Origin of the sequence: Sulfurirhabdus autotrophica (assembly GCF_004346685.1) — a bacterium.
In the GTDB taxonomy this organism is placed as follows: domain Bacteria; phylum Pseudomonadota; class Gammaproteobacteria; order Burkholderiales; family SMCO01; genus Sulfurirhabdus; species Sulfurirhabdus autotrophica.
In genome coordinates, this window is the sequence record NZ_SMCO01000020.1 from 1 (window position 1) to 15,988 (window position 15,988).

Here is a 15,988-nt window from a genome sequence, read left to right on the forward strand (position 1 = left end):
AATTTCGACTGGCTGGTCAAAAAGGCTCGGATGCTACCGCATCTCGCCCTCTTAACCAACATTACTCAAAATTGCACTTCATCCTTGAATCCGCCTTTTTAAATAAGCAGCTTTACGTGCAGGATAAAATCCAAAGAAAATACCCGTTGCAGCAGCAAACAAAAATGAAATGCCTATTGAGTTCAATGTCACTACCACGGTTATTTCTGCAAACTGGCTCACCAACCAGGCACCCATCACACCCAGTAGAACACCTGCCAACCCCCCCATGACACAAATCATGACGGCTTCCAGCAGGAATTGCAACAGGATGTCTCTCTGGTGTGGCCGATAGCTATGCGTATGACGATTTCGTGTGGGAGTTTGGCGTAGAAGATGAGTATGATATTTGCAGGTATTAAGGTTTGAAAAAGTTGTCTTTGGAATTAATATCTGATTGGCCAACAAGTTTCTGTAGCACAACTTTAGTTTGTTGCTCTAAACTTGGTAGGTCGTACTGAATAGTCTTCCAGACAATTTCCATATCCACTTTAAATACCCATGGGCAACTGCATTGCGCATCTGGTATGCAAATGCCAGTGGCAATTCTGGGTGTTGTTCTGAAAATTCAGGAAAGCGTTCTTCGATGTTGTGGCTGGCTTCGCCAATAATTTCAATGTTACGTATTACCGCGTCCTGTACCATTCAGTTTTGAAGGAATACAACCTCGTCCATATCTTCTGTGTAGTGTTGAATTCTTATTATGGCCTCAATGATATGAGCAAGGTAGTCAGGCAGTCGTTGTGTGTCACGATTCATACCGGAATGGCCTCGGATAGTATTCTGCTGCGGAAATTATCTGGAAGTGCCTTTGGTGTCAGCACATCAACTGGCACCCCGAGCAGTTTGCGAAGTTCATGTCGAATCGCGCCGATGTCCATCAGGGTGGTTTTTTCTGTGGGATCAACAAGGAGATCGAGATCACTTGCCTCAGTGTCTTCGCCATGGATAACCGAACCAAATACGCGGGCATTTCGGGCGTTGTGCGATGCCACTACCTTGCGGATTGCATCACGGTGGAATCGAAGAGCTTCGGAGGGTTTCATAACGATATATTCTGTAAAAGTTAGTGAAAAAATTTAATACTTCCAATGGCAGTATCAATATTTGAGCGCATTCCACTTGTTTAAATTAAATGAATTATTCATACCTTAACGCCTCAACCGGTTTTAAATAAGCAGCTTTACGTGCGGGATAAAATCCAAAGAAAATACCCGTTGCAGCAGCAAACAAAAATGAAATGCCTATTGAGTTCAATGTTACAACCACGGTCATTTCTGCAAACTTGCTCACCAGCCAGGCACCCATCACACCTAGCAATACGCCTGCCAAACCACCCATAACACAAATCATGACGGCTTCCAGCAGGAATTGCAACAGGATATCCTTGCGGCGTGCGCCTATAGCCATGCGTATACCTATTTCACGGGTGCGTTCGGTGACGGAGACCAGCATGATGTTCATGATGCCAATACCGCCTACAAGAAGGGAAATGGATGCGATGGCGCCTAACATGAATGAAAGCACTTTGGTGGCGCTGGCGGCGGTTTCTGCCAGTGCGGCCAGGTTTCGGACGGTGAAGTCATCTTCTGCGTTTACTGAAATGCGATGGCGAAGGCGTAGTGCTTGTGCAATATCTTGCTCTGCTTCTTCCATCATATTGTCGGATATGGCTTGGGCCATGATGTAGCGCACCGTTCCTGGGAATGGGTTGCCAAATAATTTGGTTTGGGCTGTAGTAACAGGTACTAGCGCTGTGTCGTCCTGGTCGCGGCCATCCAGACTTTGGCCTTTATTGCTTAATAAGCCGATGACCAGAAATGGGCTGTTTTTGATGCGGATTGTTTTACCTACGGGGTCTTCTTCCCCGAACAGATTTTTGGCCACTGTCTGGCCGATCAAAACGACCTTGGAAGCGGCCCGAACATCACTGGCATTGAATGATTGTCCTGAATCCAGCGACCAATTACGTACTTCAAGGTACTGTTGTGTAGTGCCGCTGACGGATGTGCTCCAATTGTTTGCACCATAGGCGAGCTGGGCTGTACCTGAATAAATGGGGGCGACTGCTTTGATGGTGGTGAGCTTTGAGATGGCTTGACTGTCTTCCAGTGTGAGGGTGGGTGTCGTACCGCTACCAAAACGCAGGCCGCCGGAAGTGGTTGCACCTGACAGTATGATAAACAGGTTGGCACCCATACTGGCAATGGAATCGTTTACAGTGGATTGCGCCCCTTGGCCGATGGCCAGCATGAGTACCACTGATGCTACACCGATAATCATGCCCAGCATGGTGAGTCCCGCGCGCATGCGATTGAGGGCCATGGCACCCCATGCTTCAGCCATAAGTGCAAGTTTCTTCATGTTTAATTGATATCCCGTAGTGAGCTATTTATCATCAAAAAAACATACTTTCAGTTTGCAATTACAAGTATGTGATGAAGTTGTTTTTTACCATTACTCTTTAAGTCTTAATAAAACTCCGTAATTGTACCCGTTTGAAATTAATGAATTGATAGTTGTTTCGTCTGCTGTACTTACATCTATGATATTTGATTTTTGGCTTACCCTTGTTGTGTTTACAAGAAACTTTAATTGGTATTCTCTCTGATAAAGTTTTTTATACATACCTTGTCTCATATCAAGGTTAGGATCTATCCATGTGGCAATTAAATCTGGTTTTAATGAAAACACATATTGAGGATCATATTTATTGTGCCCAACGTGAAATGGGATTAATGAATTTTTGAGTTTTCCAATGTGTTTATCATTTAAACCAAGAATGTCAATGGTCCTTAATTCTGAATAATAAGGAATTTTACCCGCAGCACCAGTTGCAAGAGTAGTGTTGGGAAAATACTGTTTTAAAAACAATCCAAGTTCTATCCAGGCATCATATTTTTTGCTTTGGTAATTAAATCTGTGATCTTTAATTACGGGGATGCTTTGGATAAATAATATGCAAGCAAAAATAATATATATATATGGTTTTTTAAAATTGGAGGGTATATGGAGTAGAAGTAAATATATTCCAAAAGGAAAAAAGCTAATGAGGAATCTTTCGTAATATATATCCCCGCCTATATAAACTAGGTAAAGTAAAAATAACGAACTGTAAAGTAATGGGAAATTTATATTCTGGAGGCGTATTAATGGTGATTTAATGATATTGGATATGGAAAAAACGACAGCAAGAAAATATAACCATAAGCCGCCCCTGAAAGCATTTTCTTTTAGGAAATAAAATCCTGAAGAGACTCTATCTAAGATATCTCCGGAAACTTTTGCGTAATATGTGTTTCCAATAATGTCTTGATAGTAGTATAGCCGCCAAATGGTATAAATCACCATCAGTGTAGAAACAAATATTAAACTAACAATTGCTGATTTATGTTTTTCTTTTATGAAAAGGTAAATGATCCCAATTAGTGGTAATAAAAAACCATCAATCCTTACAAGAATAGAGATTGCTACAAAAAATAGCCAGTAGAAGAAATCTAGCCGTTTACCTGTTTTTATATAAGTATCAACTGATACCCAGATAAGAAGGGTAGTGACTAGAACTAGCATTGTTTCCAACCCTGTAGCAGCATTTGCCCATATGAAAGGATTGGCAGCTAACAACGTCGATCCGACAATGCTTTGTTGCTCAGAAAACTGCTTTTTCAGCTTATGATGAAATATAGCAATTGCTAGGGCGAGCAAGATAGCGTTTAAGGTAAGGCTGTATATATAAATAGGTAACTGGGGCAACCAAAATGCAGGTGTAAGTAGCAATGTATAAAGAAAATTCGAGTATCCTTCAACATACTCATTTGGATTGAAAACTAAACCATAGCCATCGAAAAGATTTTTTGCATAGCGATACGAAATATAAGCATCGTCACTTCCAAAAGCATGCACACTTACGAGATCTACGCCTGAGTAACCATAAAGACCATGAATAAAAACACCACATATTGCCAATATAATTACGGCCAAGAGTAGTCTTGGGGTTCTTGGGTTGAGGGCGGTACTCATATTAGCTTGCATGAGGTGTTGGTTTTTATTGAACATGGATACCCTTACGGTATTTGGTTGCCAAACCACTAATCATGCAACGTATAATTAGTCCTGCGCGCATGAGATTAAAAGCCATAGCACCCCATGCTTCAGCAATTAAGGCAAACTTATTCATGCTGCCTGCACTCCACCATCATGGACGATTTTACCATCCACAAATTTGACCAGTCGGTGGGCGTAGTGGGCGATATCTGCCTCGTGAGTGACGAGAATGATGGTGATGCCCTGTTCTTTGTTCAGTCGGGTAAATATGTCCATGACTTCACTGCCAGTTTGCGTGTCCAGATTTCCGGTGGGTTCGTCAGCCAAAATAAGTTTGGGTTGATTGGCAAGCGCGCGAGCAATGGCTACACGCTGCTGCTGACCGCCAGAAAGTTGATTTGGCAGAGATTGGGTAAAACGACCTAATCCTGTTTGTTCAAGTAATTCTGTGGCACGCTGATTGCGTTCGGCTTTGCCGATACCGGCATAAAGCAACGGCAAGGCAACATTATCTACTGCAGCCACCCGTTTGAGCAGATTGAATCCCTGGAATACAAAGCCAATGGTCTGGTTGCGTAACTGGGCGAGTTCATCAACGTTCATTTGGGATACATCCCGGTTGTTTAAGGTGTATTTACCATCGGTGGGCGTATCCAGACATCCCAGGATATTCATAAAGGTGGATTTGCCAGACCCTGAAGGCCCCATAATGGCAACAAATTCACCTGAATTGATGGTCAGGCTGATGTCTTTCAATACGGGCGTGGCATCAGCCGATGTTTCATAACGTTTAGTGAGATGGTCTACCTGAATGAGCGGAGTTGAGCCCATTAGAACGCCCGCATTTTAAAGCCACCATCTTTCTTTTTGTCAGATGATAATTCGCGGATAATCAGTTTATCGTCTGCTTTGATTTCGCCACCAGTAATTTCAGTATAAGTATTGTCGGTAATGCCCGTTTTTACAGCAACAGGGAGCGCTTTTCCTTCCGGGCTTAATTGGTATACAGTTGAACCGGATTCTTTTTTGCTGCGTTTAGGCTCATCCTCATCTTTTGGTTTGTAACGCAGTGCAGCATTGGGGGCGCGCAGTACATTTTCCTGTTTGGCCACGGTTATAAATACGTGGGCAGTCATGCCGGGCATAAGTCGGCCTTCAGCATTGTTGACAGCAACAATCACATTATACGTCACCACATTTTGCTGGATAGTGGGGTTGAGGCGAACCTGTTTAACGGTGCCGGCAAAATTAACATCAGGAAAAGAATCTACGGTGAAGCGGACTGACTGACCAATATGCACTGCCCCCACATCCGCCTCAGCAATGCTGGTATCAATCTGCATTTGACTTAAATCCTGAGCTATCTGGAATAAGGTAGGAGTCTGAAAACTGGCTGCAACGGTTTGGCCAAGATCGACATTGCGCGCGACGACAACGCCAGAAATGGGTGAACGGATAATGGTGTAGCGTAAATTGGTACGGTTACGTTCCAATTGGGCTTTTGCCACTGCAACTTGCGCCTGAGCGGATTCCCTTACTTGTTTGGCTGAATCCAGATCGGCGGCAGAGATGAAGTTTTTCTGTGTTAATAACTGGGTGCGCTGTTCTTTTATGCGCGCATATTTAAGTGAAGATTCGGCATTCAACAGATTGGCCTGATCCTGAGCAATTTGAGCCTGAAAAAGGGATGGATCGAGCTCTGCCAGTATCTGTCCATTGTTCACGTGGTCATTGAAATCCGCATGCAGTTTTTGCACTGTACCAGAAACCTGTGTGCCAACGTTTACAATGACGACCGGGTTGAGTGTGCCATTGGCCGAGATAGCTTGGATGATGTCGCCCCGGCTTACCGTTTTGGTTTTGTATTTATCTTTACCAGTCTCTTGTTTGTCTTTTAAGGCATAACCAATACCAGATGCAATGATGATGAACAGTAGTACGACTAGAAACTTGTTACGGCTAAAAATGGATTTTGACATGGTTTTAAATAAAAAGCGGTGAAGACCCTTATTGGAGTTGTCTGACTGTAAAAGAGTTCAGACTTTTGATGGTGAAAATAGTAGCACGAACGGGCGGTGAAGGTGAATATTCATCTGGCTTTAACAAAAAAGGGGCCAATGGCCCCTTTTTTGAGTTGTTGCGGGTTTAAGCAATACCAGGATTTTTATCCATGCCGACCAGCTTAGGCAGGTTCAGTTTGCGGGGCTTAATCACTTTCTTGTCACGCAGATAGGTTGCGACTACGTCCCAGATTGGTTCGCCCTTGACTTCACCAACAGGTGCCCAACCTGCTACTAAGTAAGTTTTGGTAGGGCTAAGCGGTTTGCCATTAAGCATCATGTTGCTGATACGGCTGCCAATTTTTTGGTTAGGATTGCAGGTATATTGCAGACCGCCCACCCTGACCATGTCACCACCTTGCTGGTAGTAAGGATCTGGATTGAACAGATTGTCACATACGTCTTCCATGATGGCTTTGACGTTTTCACCTGTCATTTCGTTCAAGGTGCTGGTCGGGTAAGTAATTGCTGTCTGATCCATCAGGCGTTCCATTGTGATGGTGTCACCTGCCAGTAATGATGTGCCCCAACGGAAGCCAGGAGAGAATGCGAGATCAGCACCTTTGACTTCCATCATGGCATCCAGAATTAACTGATCAAACGTGCCGTTGAAATTACCTCGACGATAGAGCGTGTCTTCAGTGATGGCCAGCTTTTCATTAAGCTTGGCTTCATACGGTGCGCGTACTTTCTTGATCAGGCTTTCCATTGCCTTATCTGGTTCAATCAGGTTCGAGAACACTGGCAGCAGCTTGTATTTATAACCCTGAACCTTACCACCTCGAACGTCAAAATCCAGCACGCCCAGGAACTTGCCGTTGGAACCGGCATTGGTTACGAGAGTTTGACCTTTTGCATTTTTGATAATTGAAGGGGCTGGAATACCGTCGTGGGTATGCCCGCCCATGATAGCGTCAATACCGGTTACGCGGCTTGCCATTTTCAGATCAACGTCCATGCCATTGTGGGATAGCACAATGACGACTTGCGCGCCTTTGGAGCGTGCTTCATCAACGACTTTTTGCATGTTGTCGTCCTGAATACCGAAGCTCCAGTCAGGCACCAGGTAGCGCGGATTGGCGATTGGTGTATAGGGGAAAGCCTGGCCGATAATGGCAACAGGTACACCATTCATGTGCTTCATGACATAAGGCTTGAATACCTGGTCACCAAAATCATTGGTTTTAATATTCTGTGCAACAAAATCCAGGTTGCCTTTGAAATCATTGTCGACAATGTGTTTTACACGGTCTGCACCAAAAGTGAATTCCCAGTGGCCTGTCATGACGTTAACGCCAAGCAGTTTACAGGCATCAACCATATCCTGACCATTGGTCCAGAGTGATGTGGCAGAACCTTGCCATGTATCTCCACCGTCAAGCAGCAGCGCGCCTGGGCGTTGAGCGCGAATATTTTTAACCAGGCTCGCCAGGTGGGCAAATCCACCTACTTTACCGTAGGTTTTTGAGGCCTGTTCGAAGTTGAGGTAGGTAAATGCATGTGACTCAGGTGTGTTGGGTTTGAAACCATAATGCTTGAGCAGGTTTTCGCCTACTAAATGAGGCGGTTTGCCAACGCTGGCGCCTACGCCAATGTTTACATTGGGTTCGCGAAAATAAATAGGCAGCAGTTGCGCGTGGCAGTCAGTAAAATGCATGACTGATACGTTACCGAATTTTGGCAGTTCGTAAAAATTACTTGGTATGTTGCCAGCAAGGGCTTGCTTGCTATCCAATGCAAAGCCCGACGCGGAAGCCACGGCAAGTAGTTGCATAAATTCGCGACGGTTCATGGACATATAGTCGAAACTCCTGAAGAAAATGTTGGATGCTTAAATCTTATGGATAGCATGCGCAACTAAATAGTTTTATCTGGTTTTGTTTTCATCGTTCACTCGATTAATGCGAGTGAACTTTAAATCTATGCCAAGTGTTATTTTATTTGTTATGGGCGCCAAGTAAATGGTCTATACCTACTAACCTTGTGATTATTTTGAAGATGGTTAATAAGAAATGGAATATTGTTTTATATAAAAACAAAGCTTGGATGAAATTCATCCAAGCTTTGTGATTTAACGGCTAATTACTTGCGGAAAACAGATGCTTTCATTGGTAAACCGTTGCTGACAAAGGAGTGGAAATACTCCAGATTATTATATTCTTCACTACCTTCCTTGAACGGGACTGCACGAACTTGTTTGTTGCAACCCTGATAACGATCGTGCAACGTGACAAGTTTGTCGCCACCGCGGAATACCGGCCAGTGTGTTGCTTGCCCAAGAACCGGGGATAGCATTTCTGAACGGATGCGATTTCCTGCGTTATCAACGTGGCAAGTAGCACATGAGAAGTTCAGTTGACCACGGCGTGCATAGAAGTGGTGTTTACCAGCTTCATAAGCTGCGGTAGCTGCTGGACCTTCAACTTTGACATTCATGAGCATACCATCTGACAAAGTACGCATGTATGAGGTCAATGTACCAATACCTTTCATGTCGCCTAAATCAAATGCTGCTTCGCCATTGTCGGTACGGCATTTGTTGATGGCACCTTCCAGTGTTACAACTTTACCTGTTTTGTCATCAAACATGGGGTAATTGCCAGCAATGTTTTTGCCACCATTGGGCAAGCAACTTGCATAGGTTTTGCCATTTTTGAATGGTGTTTCCCACATTTTCTGACCTTTTTCTATGTCAGTCAGGAAGGGAGGGAACTCCATGATGCTATCGTATTGCGCTTTCGAGTCCGCATCAAAAGCCAGCGCGCCATAGACATAATCGTCATAAACAACTTTTGGAAAGGCTTTTTTGAAATGATCTAGAAGTTGCTGACGATCTTGTTCTGGTGTTGCATGTGCAGCAAGTGAACCGGCTAAGAGGCCAGCACTTGCGAGAGTGAGCAGTAGTTTTTTCATACTATCCTCCTAATTATAAGTATTCGTGGCATGCGGGCTTTGCAAGCAAATCCGCATGCTGAGGGTTTAGCTGACAGTAGCTTCAACGGTGTTTTTTTCACCCTTGTTGTCTTCCCAATTGACGACTACTTTATCGCCTGCCTTAGCACCTTTAACTTTGAAGCCCAGGTAGGGGTTCTTTGAAATGGCGCCGCCCCATTGTGCATCCAGTACTTCTTTACCGTTAACGCTTGCTGACACGTTCTGGATGAAGTGCGCCGGAATAAGCTGTCCGGTTTTAGCATCTTTACGCAGTCCGGTTTCCATTACGTGATTCATCAATACTTTAATATCTGCTGAGTCACCTTGTGCTGTTGCACGGATTTTCATTGCATCTGCCATTTTTATATTCCTTTCAGTAATGAGTTTTTAACGTTTAACCGCCACATCCACCGATGGTCACTTTCACTTCTTTAGCAGCAGTGTAAGTCTTGCCGCCAGCCTTAACTACAGCGCGAACCAGTGAGGTCTGACCCATCTTGATACGGGTGGAAACGTAGCCTTCAGCTCCGTTGGAAAGATTAAAGTTGGCTACAAGCGGATTGGCATTTTTCTCTGCCATGATAGCGATGGATGTTGTGCCGGCAATTTTGCTGGTTATTTCCACTGGCACTACAGCACCGTTTTCAGCAATGTCTGGTGCTTTAATTGAAATGTCTTTGCTATCTACAGGTGCACTGGCACCCATGCTTTTTAATGCATCACTGACGCTTTTAGCGCCAAATGCGTCTTTGTTCCATTCAGCTGCAAGCACTTGTGTTGGCTTCAGCAGACCGGCAGCAATAGCGATTGCAACCGTGCCAGCAGCACCTGTGCCTTTTAGAAATGTTCTGCGAAATGAATTCATGGATTTCCTCTCCTATATCAATCAAAGACTGTGAATAAAGTCGGTGACTTTATCGATTTCTTGTTCAGTTAAAATTTTGTGTTTGCCGAATGGAGGCATGGATGTTTTTGGATTGTTATCCATTGCGTTCCAAATTTGGGCACGAAGCTTTGCACGATCAGGGAAGCGTGCTTTCATTGCAATCAGGGGTGGCGCAATATTGCCGGGTGCTTCTGCATCTGGAATATTTGGCATTGCGTGGCATGCCAGGCAATTGCCTTTAGATTTGTCAAAAGAAATGTCTTTACCTGTTACTTCCTTAGCAGGTGCATCAGCAGCATATGCGGTTGTTATCCCTGTGGCAGCAAGTATGGTGGCGATGCTTGCCGCCAGAATTAAAGATTTGCGCTTTTGCATTTTAATCCTCCTTTAATATTATGATTTTCTCTACAACGTTTGACTTACCTTTTCCAGAGAGTAGGCCAAGAGAATTGCTTCATTTGTTGCATGGATAAAAGCATACTGAATTTTTATGAGGTTGTCCAAAATTTATTTAAAAAATTAATCATATTAATCAATAGGTAGTATTATGCTACTAGAAAAATAATAATATTAATTTATGCTAATATGTATGTTCTGCATATCATTTAATGTAGATTTCAGTATGGCCTTCTTTTTAGAAGTCAAAGGGTTGTGATCTTTTTTTTAATTGTGCCTGGCGTTTTGTGAAAAAGCTGCATGGTACTTGCAGGCTTCTTATTGTTTTTTTGATTCTGCATCGAGTGCTCTTAATTCTTTCATTCTGGCCTCGATAATTGATGCCTGGTAAAAATCGCCATCTTTCGTTTTTTGTGCAATTTGAAGCTGCTCAATTGCGGCGGTTAAATTGCCTCTTCTGAAATAGGCTTCAGCCAATGACTGGTGTTGCAATAAATTTTTCCCCTGAGCAGCGTAGCCTTGTGCTTGCAGGTCATACAGTTTTGCGTCGCTTGGGTATGAGCGCAGTTGATCTTGAATTAACTGCAGCGCCTCTCTGCTGTGTTTACCTTGTAGCAAAGATTCTGCATAGCCATAGGCTATTGCACGATTACCCGGGTAATGTTTAAAGGCGGCTCTGTATAACTCTGTAGCGGATTCGGGTTGACCTACGGCTATTTTGAGCTGGGCTTCAAAATTGGCAACCATCGCGTTATTCACATTTGATTTTTTCAGGATGTTCAGTTCATTGTTTGCGCCTGCAAAATTTCTCGCGCGCATGTAAGCGTTAGCTAAACCGAAATGTGCGGAGGCTTCGTAGGTATATTTTTTGTCATTCAGGATTTCTTTAAAGGAGGCAATAGCCTGTTCGGGGTGCCCTTGAAAAGCGCGAAGTTTTGCGCGAATCAACTGGAAATCCATACTGTCAGGCACTTGCCGATAGGGTATGTTGGCGGCTCTGTTTTGCATGTCAGCTATGCGGTCATTGGTGAGTGGGTGAGTTCGCAAATATTCTGGAGCATTGTTTTCGTAGACACGATTATATTTTTGCAGGCGTTCAAAAAAATTCGACATGCCATTTGTGTCAAAACCTGATTGTTTCATTATCTGAAATCCAATGCGATCAGCTTCTTTTTCATGGTCACGGGTAAAATCCAGCTGGTTCTGGATGCTTTTTGCCTGCACTGTTGTGATAGCTGCACTGGCTAATTGGGGGTTGGATCGGGAAGCAAGAATTGCCAGAGCAAGAGCAGCCAGTGAGGGCAGCGTGCTTTGTTGCTGGCCGGCAATTAAGCGTGCAAGATGGCGCTGCGTTACGTGAGCAATTTCGTGGGCAAGTACCCCGGCGAGTTCAGATTCGTTTTGAGCAGCCAGTATCAGGCCGGTATGCACGCCAATGTAGCCGCCAGGTAAAGCAAAAGCGTTGAGTGTGCCATCTTTGATGGCGAAAAATTCAAAATCGCGCTGGTTGTCCGGGCTGTGAGAAACAAGGCGATAACCCAGATTGTTCAAGTATTCAGACACTTCAGCATCGTCCAGATAATGTGAATCTCGATAGATATCGCGCATGATGGCATCGCCAATGCGGCGTTCCTGTTGCGGTGAAAATGCGGATTGAGAGGCTTCTCCAAGGTCAGGAAGCCCGTCTGCCATTGAGGAAGGGATAAAACTGGCTAGCAGAGCCAATAGATAGAGTATTCGCATGGTGCTATGATAGCCATAGTAAGTAATAGTTCCTATAGAGGTGCAATAAAAAATATGAGTCAATTTACGCATTTTGATGCCCAGGGCCAGGCGCATATGGTGGGCATTGGCGAGAAAAATGAAACGCACCGAGTCGCCCGTGCTGTGGGTTCAATTGTGATGCAACCTGAAACCTTGCAAATGATTCTGGCTGGTGACAGCAAAAAAGGGGATGTGCTGGGTGTGGCGCGTATCGCTGCTATTCAAGGATCTAAACGTACCTCAGAGTTAATTCCCCTTTGTCATCCTATTTTTTTAACCAAGGTGGCTGTTGAATTCAATATTTCTGAGCCGACTTCTTCTATTGAGTGTGTTGTGACTGCTGAAACCGTGGGTCGCACCGGCGTGGAAATGGAAGCGCTGACTGCTGTGAGCGTTGCATTGTTAACTGTTTATGATATGTGTAAAGCAGTGGACAGGGGTATGCGCATGGAGGGGATTTGTTTAATGGAAAAGCTGGGTGGCAAGTCGGGACACTGGGTGCGGGATTAATGTTGTATTCTGTGAAGTGGTGAAAGGCGAGCTGAGAGCAGTTATGAATCCCAGCTTGTCTTTATGTTCACTGAATTAAGCTTTGGGTACCCAGTTATGCGTTTCTCCCTGAAGTGACTGGCACCACGCGTAAAGCGCATCGTACATGATCATTCCCTGTTGCAACATTTCGTGGTCATTCTGGAAATTGCGTGATAGCCCTAATGAGATGGCAAGCAAGCCTGCTGCCTGGGGAGCCAGGTCCAGACGGTCGGTATCTGCAGCGCGGACGATCATAGCCAGTTGTTGCAAGGCCAGTGTTTTCAGTTCGTATTTTTTCAGAAATGCATCAAAACTGCATAACTCACCTTCGTGCCCCATTTCTACACCGGGTATGTCATAGGGTACCGCACCGGTTTCAGAGGCTACTTTGAGTACATCTGGTGCAGGGACATACAAAAACTCGGCATTTTTGTCGATGAATCGATTAATTAACCATGGGCAAGCGATGCGATCAATTTTTGGACGTTCTCTGGTGACCCATTTCATTTTATATCTCCTTTCAATACCAGCAGTAGATTCAGGCTGTTATTTTTGAGTGACATCACCACCTGCATCTTTCCAGGCGGCAATGCCGCCCTCAATGTAGCGTGCTTTCAGACCTTTTGCCTGCAGTGTGTCAACAACCGCATTGCTGACAGATCCACCGCGAACGCAATATAAAACGATTTCCTGATCTCGGGGCAAGGTATCGCTCCAGGTGCTGATTTGTTCAGGGTCATGCCAAGTGGCGCCCTGAATGGCAGTGTCGACAGTTGATAAATCTGCTTTGCGACGAACATCGATGATTGTCAGGGATTTGTCGCCAAAAATAGATTTAAACTCCGGAATGCTGATGGTTCTGCTCATTTAATTCGCTCCTTAAACAAAGAGGGGTTTAATGTATGAAAAGATGAGACCAATGGCGGCACAAGCGCCAATTACCTGCATGATTCCGATTTTGTATCGGAACAGAGCAATAAATGCGGCTACTCCGATCAGCGCACTGAACCATTCAAAACCGGATAGCAAGGTTGAAAAGGTGAGGGGTTGTGACAATCCGTGTGGCCAAAGAACATGGTAAGCAAAAAATACAGCAAGATTTAGAATGACACCGACGACCGCTGCCGTAATGCCGGTGAGAGGTGCTGTGAATTTCAGATCGCCGTGAGTGGACTCCACTAATGGTCCACCAATAAGAATAAACAGGAAGGATGGCAAAAAGGTGAAAATGGTCGCGACTGTAGCACCCGCGGCGCCGCCTAAAAAAAGATTGTCTACGCCAAACAGCGCTTTGGTCCAGCCCCCGACAAATCCGACAAAGGCAACGACCATGATCAGCGGGCCGGGAGTGGTTTCACCCAAAGCCAAACCGTCTATCATTTGTGTGCCGGTCAGCCATTGGTAATGTTCTACGCCTCCTTGGTACACATAAGGCAGCACTGCGTACGCACCGCCAAAAGTTACCAGCGCAGCTTTGGTAAAGAACCAGCCCATCTGGGTGAGCGCACCTTGCCAGCCATAAGTTGCAGCAAGCGCGCTCATGATGGCGGTCCATATAGCCAAGCCAACTACAGCTAACACCATCAGACGTGACCATTTGAATGTGGTATGCTCGGGGGTAGGGGTGTGGTCATCTATAATGGCAGGCCCAAAACTTTTATCAGAAGCGCCATGACCGCCCCCAGCCTTGAATTTATTTGGCGCAATCCTGCTGCCGATGTAACCAATGATGCCCGCAGCAAGAACGATGACAGGGAACGGGATGTTCAGCGCAAATATTGCAACAAAAGCTGCAGCAGCGATAGCCCATAGAATCCCGTTTTTGAGAGCGCGTGAGCCAATGCGATAAGCGGCGAATACAACAATGGCAGTTACTGCGGGTTTAATCCCATATAAAATCCCGGCAACTTCAGGGACGTTACCGTAAGCCAGATAGATCCATGTGAGCGCAATCAGGATGAAAAGGGAGGGCAGGACAAATAGCACCCCAGCCATTATTCCCCCTTTAACTCCATGCATCAGCCAGCCGATGTAAGTGGCAAGTTGCTGAGCTTCTGGCCCTGGCAATACCATGCAATAGTTGAGTGCATGGAGAAAACGGTGCTCGGAAATCCAACGTCGGCGTTCTACCAGTTCCTGATGCATCATGGAGATCTGCCCTGCCGGTCCGCCGAAACTGATGAAACCCAGTTTGAGCCAGTAGAGGAACGCCTCGGTAAATGAAACGGGTGGTGGCGCGGTGGTGGGGGTGGTTTCATTGGCCATGGGGTTTCTCCTCGTTGGTATAAGCTGCATACAGATCATCGAATAGTGTTGATGCGTCATTCAGTAGCATGTCGTCGTCTAAGCAACGTTCTTTTGTGCCTTTTAAAATCATTTCCAAGCCTGCAGCTTCAGCTACAGGAATGCCGCCAACATCAAGGAAATGCACTGTCGCAGCTAAACGCGCCAAGGCCGGGTCAGTTTCCAGGCTGAAAGAATGCATGAGTACCTCAAAAGTGACCATCGAACCCACGTGGGTAAAGGTTGCGCCGTCAAAATCAAAACCCGAGGCATTTTTTGGGCAATTCCCGGGTTTATCCAGCCATAAAAATTTTGCATTCTGGTCTATAAATCGTTTGATTAACCATGCACTGGCCATGCGATCTACCCAGAGTCGCTTTCTGGTTGCCCAAATGCGGTTTTGGTGTTTTTCTTTGTTAAGTCGTTTGATCTTACCGGTAGCAGGTGTGGGTTCGTCCGGGTTGGAGAGGGCGGAGAATTCTGCTGTGGCTTGAGCAAGTGCTGTGCTGGTTTGATCTTGAGCGGGGCCTGGGAAAAAATCGATGCCAGAAAGTGCTGCGAAATCTCTGCTCAATCGTTGTAAAGATCGTCTGGAGGTTGGAATACTTTGAGATTCAAATGTTGCCCGAAGTTCGTCAATTTCCTGTTTTAATGCGGCATATTCATTGGTTCGGTCGAATAATGTACGGAAAGTGATATCTTGTTCCGGACTGGTTGAACTGAGTTTAAGCACATAGGCGCTTCCGCCAGCCTGCATTACTTCCTGTGCCTGTTTGTGCAGGATGGATCCAGCGGATTCAATTTCCGGCAACAAATAAACACCATCGCGGAGTACACCACATCCGCTGCTTTTTAGTGCGCGCCAGATGCGCATGCGGGCAGTGGCATTTTGAGTCGGGAGGCTGATAATAAGTGAAAGCCAATGCAGTGAAGTGGTCATGTAGGATATGCTACAGTACTGTTGTACTATTGACAATACTATTGTCGGGTGCGAGAGTGCTTTATCAAAACCGGTTTGAATGCTGTTGGTGGCTAATTTTTGTTGGCCCAT

General features: G+C 45.2%; 19 protein-coding genes. 1 reads left to right on the forward strand and 18 read right to left on the reverse strand.

Going from position 1 to position 15,988, the window contains the following annotated elements; genetic code table 11:
* Positions 1 to 78: 78 nt before the first annotated feature.
* The 14 genes from EDC63_RS19000 to EDC63_RS15125 form a co-directional block, all read right to left on the reverse strand.
* Positions 79 to 306: an ABC transporter permease gene (locus EDC63_RS19000; RefSeq protein ID WP_262982220.1), complete on the reverse strand. Its 228-nt coding sequence runs from the start codon at positions 304 to 306 to the stop codon at positions 79 to 81.
* 171 nt (positions 307 to 477) lie between these two features.
* A complete protein-coding gene (locus tag EDC63_RS18870; protein WP_223248152.1) occupies positions 478 to 684 on the reverse strand; it encodes a HepT-like ribonuclease domain-containing protein in 207 nt (68 codons plus the stop codon).
* A 110-nt stretch (positions 685 to 794) separates the two neighbouring features.
* Positions 795 to 1,085, reverse strand: coding sequence for a nucleotidyltransferase family protein (locus EDC63_RS15075; RefSeq protein ID WP_124944992.1), 291 nt, complete (start codon positions 1,083 to 1,085; stop codon positions 795 to 797).
* A gap of 94 nt (positions 1,086 to 1,179) precedes the next feature.
* Positions 1,180 to 2,403: an ABC transporter permease gene (locus tag EDC63_RS15080; protein WP_124944993.1), complete on the reverse strand. Its 1,224-nt coding sequence runs from the start codon at positions 2,401 to 2,403 to the stop codon at positions 1,180 to 1,182.
* Positions 2,404 to 2,496: 93 nt separating this feature from the next.
* Positions 2,497 to 4,095, reverse strand: coding sequence for a glycosyltransferase family 39 protein (locus EDC63_RS15085; RefSeq protein WP_124944994.1), 1,599 nt, complete (start codon positions 4,093 to 4,095; stop codon positions 2,497 to 2,499).
* Positions 4,085 to 4,216 carry a hypothetical protein gene (locus tag EDC63_RS19005; protein WP_262982221.1) on the reverse strand — a complete coding sequence of 44 codons (132 nt, stop codon included), beginning with the start codon at positions 4,214 to 4,216 and terminating at the stop codon, positions 4,085 to 4,087. Before EDC63_RS19005 ends, EDC63_RS15085 begins: the two co-directional genes overlap by 11 nt.
* Entirely contained in the window at positions 4,213 to 4,914 is a 702-nt protein-coding gene (locus EDC63_RS15090; protein ID WP_124944995.1) for an ABC transporter ATP-binding protein, read from the reverse strand. The genes EDC63_RS19005 and EDC63_RS15090 overlap by 4 nt, the downstream gene beginning before the upstream one ends.
* Positions 4,914 to 6,062 carry an efflux RND transporter periplasmic adaptor subunit gene (locus EDC63_RS15095; protein ID WP_124944996.1) on the reverse strand — a complete coding sequence of 383 codons (1,149 nt, stop codon included), beginning with the start codon at positions 6,060 to 6,062 and terminating at the stop codon, positions 4,914 to 4,916. Before EDC63_RS15095 ends, EDC63_RS15090 begins: the two co-directional genes overlap by 1 nt.
* A 166-nt stretch (positions 6,063 to 6,228) precedes the next feature.
* On the reverse strand, positions 6,229 to 7,941 hold the full coding sequence (gene soxB, locus EDC63_RS15100) for a thiosulfohydrolase SoxB (protein WP_124944997.1): 1,713 nt from the start codon (positions 7,939 to 7,941) through the stop codon (positions 6,229 to 6,231).
* A gap of 284 nt (positions 7,942 to 8,225) precedes the next feature.
* The gene (gene soxA / locus EDC63_RS15105) at positions 8,226 to 9,056 is read right to left on the reverse strand and encodes a sulfur oxidation c-type cytochrome SoxA (RefSeq protein WP_124944998.1); all 831 of its coding nucleotides are present in this window, start codon (positions 9,054 to 9,056) and stop codon (positions 8,226 to 8,228) included.
* Positions 9,057 to 9,122: 66 nt separating this feature from the next.
* A complete protein-coding gene (gene soxZ, locus EDC63_RS15110; RefSeq protein ID WP_124944999.1) occupies positions 9,123 to 9,437 on the reverse strand; it encodes a thiosulfate oxidation carrier complex protein SoxZ in 315 nt (104 codons plus the stop codon).
* 34 nt (positions 9,438 to 9,471) lie between these two features.
* Positions 9,472 to 9,942: a thiosulfate oxidation carrier protein SoxY gene (soxY, locus tag EDC63_RS15115; RefSeq protein WP_124945000.1), complete on the reverse strand. Its 471-nt coding sequence runs from the start codon at positions 9,940 to 9,942 to the stop codon at positions 9,472 to 9,474.
* 21 nt (positions 9,943 to 9,963) lie between these two features.
* Entirely contained in the window at positions 9,964 to 10,338 is a 375-nt protein-coding gene (gene soxX, locus EDC63_RS15120) for a sulfur oxidation c-type cytochrome SoxX (RefSeq protein ID WP_124945001.1), read from the reverse strand.
* Between the two features lie 339 nt (positions 10,339 to 10,677).
* A complete protein-coding gene (locus EDC63_RS15125; protein ID WP_124945002.1) occupies positions 10,678 to 12,102 on the reverse strand; it encodes a M48 family metalloprotease in 1,425 nt (474 codons plus the stop codon).
* A gap of 54 nt (positions 12,103 to 12,156) precedes the next feature.
* Here EDC63_RS15125 and moaC point away from each other — a divergent pair, with 54 nt between their 5' ends.
* Positions 12,157 to 12,633, forward strand: a complete 477-nt coding sequence (moaC, locus tag EDC63_RS15130) for a cyclic pyranopterin monophosphate synthase MoaC (protein WP_124945003.1) — start codon at positions 12,157 to 12,159, stop codon at positions 12,631 to 12,633.
* Between the two features lie 75 nt (positions 12,634 to 12,708).
* Here the strand turns inward: moaC and EDC63_RS15135 are convergent, their stop codons facing one another.
* From EDC63_RS15135 to EDC63_RS15150, 4 genes are read right to left on the reverse strand one after another with little or no spacing between them, the layout of a single operon-like run.
* On the reverse strand, positions 12,709 to 13,161 hold the full coding sequence (locus EDC63_RS15135) for a chromate resistance protein ChrB domain-containing protein (protein WP_124945004.1): 453 nt from the start codon (positions 13,159 to 13,161) through the stop codon (positions 12,709 to 12,711).
* 39 nt (positions 13,162 to 13,200) lie between these two features.
* Positions 13,201 to 13,521, reverse strand: a complete 321-nt coding sequence (locus EDC63_RS15140; RefSeq protein WP_124945005.1) for a rhodanese-like domain-containing protein — start codon at positions 13,519 to 13,521, stop codon at positions 13,201 to 13,203.
* 12 nt (positions 13,522 to 13,533) lie between these two features.
* Complete coding sequence (gene chrA, locus EDC63_RS15145; RefSeq protein ID WP_124945006.1) at positions 13,534 to 14,919, reverse strand: chromate efflux transporter; 1,386 nt, start codon at positions 14,917 to 14,919, stop codon at positions 13,534 to 13,536.
* Positions 14,909 to 15,877, reverse strand: coding sequence for a chromate resistance protein ChrB domain-containing protein (locus EDC63_RS15150; RefSeq protein ID WP_124945007.1), 969 nt, complete (start codon positions 15,875 to 15,877; stop codon positions 14,909 to 14,911). The genes chrA and EDC63_RS15150 overlap by 11 nt, the downstream gene beginning before the upstream one ends.
* Positions 15,878 to 15,988: the final 111 nt, after the last annotated feature.

Coding starts and splice junctions, on each gene's coding strand:
- EDC63_RS18870 (WP_223248152.1), bottom strand. CDS start 684: ATGGTACAGGACGCGGTAATACGTAACATTGAAATTATTGGCGAAGCC.
- EDC63_RS15075 (WP_124944992.1), bottom strand. CDS start 1,085: ATGAAACCCTCCGAAGCTCTTCGATTCCACCGTGATGCAATCCGCAAG.
- EDC63_RS15080 (WP_124944993.1), bottom strand. CDS start 2,403: ATGAAGAAACTTGCACTTATGGCTGAAGCATGGGGTGCCATGGCCCTC.
- EDC63_RS15085 (WP_124944994.1), bottom strand. CDS start 4,095: ATGTTCAATAAAAACCAACACCTCATGCAAGCTAATATGAGTACCGCC.
- EDC63_RS19005 (WP_262982221.1), bottom strand. CDS start 4,216: ATGAATAAGTTTGCCTTAATTGCTGAAGCATGGGGTGCTATGGCTTTT.
- EDC63_RS15090 (WP_124944995.1), bottom strand. CDS start 4,914: ATGGGCTCAACTCCGCTCATTCAGGTAGACCATCTCACTAAACGTTAT.
- EDC63_RS15095 (WP_124944996.1), bottom strand. CDS start 6,062: ATGTCAAAATCCATTTTTAGCCGTAACAAGTTTCTAGTCGTACTACTG.
- soxB (WP_124944997.1), bottom strand. CDS start 7,941: ATGTCCATGAACCGTCGCGAATTTATGCAACTACTTGCCGTGGCTTCC.
- soxA (WP_124944998.1), bottom strand. CDS start 9,056: ATGAAAAAACTACTGCTCACTCTCGCAAGTGCTGGCCTCTTAGCCGGT.
- soxZ (WP_124944999.1), bottom strand. CDS start 9,437: ATGGCAGATGCAATGAAAATCCGTGCAACAGCACAAGGTGACTCAGCA.
- soxY (WP_124945000.1), bottom strand. CDS start 9,942: ATGAATTCATTTCGCAGAACATTTCTAAAAGGCACAGGTGCTGCTGGC.
- soxX (WP_124945001.1), bottom strand. CDS start 10,338: ATGCAAAAGCGCAAATCTTTAATTCTGGCGGCAAGCATCGCCACCATA.
- EDC63_RS15125 (WP_124945002.1), bottom strand. CDS start 12,102: ATGCGAATACTCTATCTATTGGCTCTGCTAGCCAGTTTTATCCCTTCC.
- moaC (WP_124945003.1), top strand. CDS start 12,157: ATGAGTCAATTTACGCATTTTGATGCCCAGGGCCAGGCGCATATGGTG.
- EDC63_RS15135 (WP_124945004.1), bottom strand. CDS start 13,161: ATGAAATGGGTCACCAGAGAACGTCCAAAAATTGATCGCATCGCTTGC.
- EDC63_RS15140 (WP_124945005.1), bottom strand. CDS start 13,521: ATGAGCAGAACCATCAGCATTCCGGAGTTTAAATCTATTTTTGGCGAC.
- chrA (WP_124945006.1), bottom strand. CDS start 14,919: ATGGCCAATGAAACCACCCCCACCACCGCGCCACCACCCGTTTCATTT.
- EDC63_RS15150 (WP_124945007.1), bottom strand. CDS start 15,877: ATGACCACTTCACTGCATTGGCTTTCACTTATTATCAGCCTCCCGACT.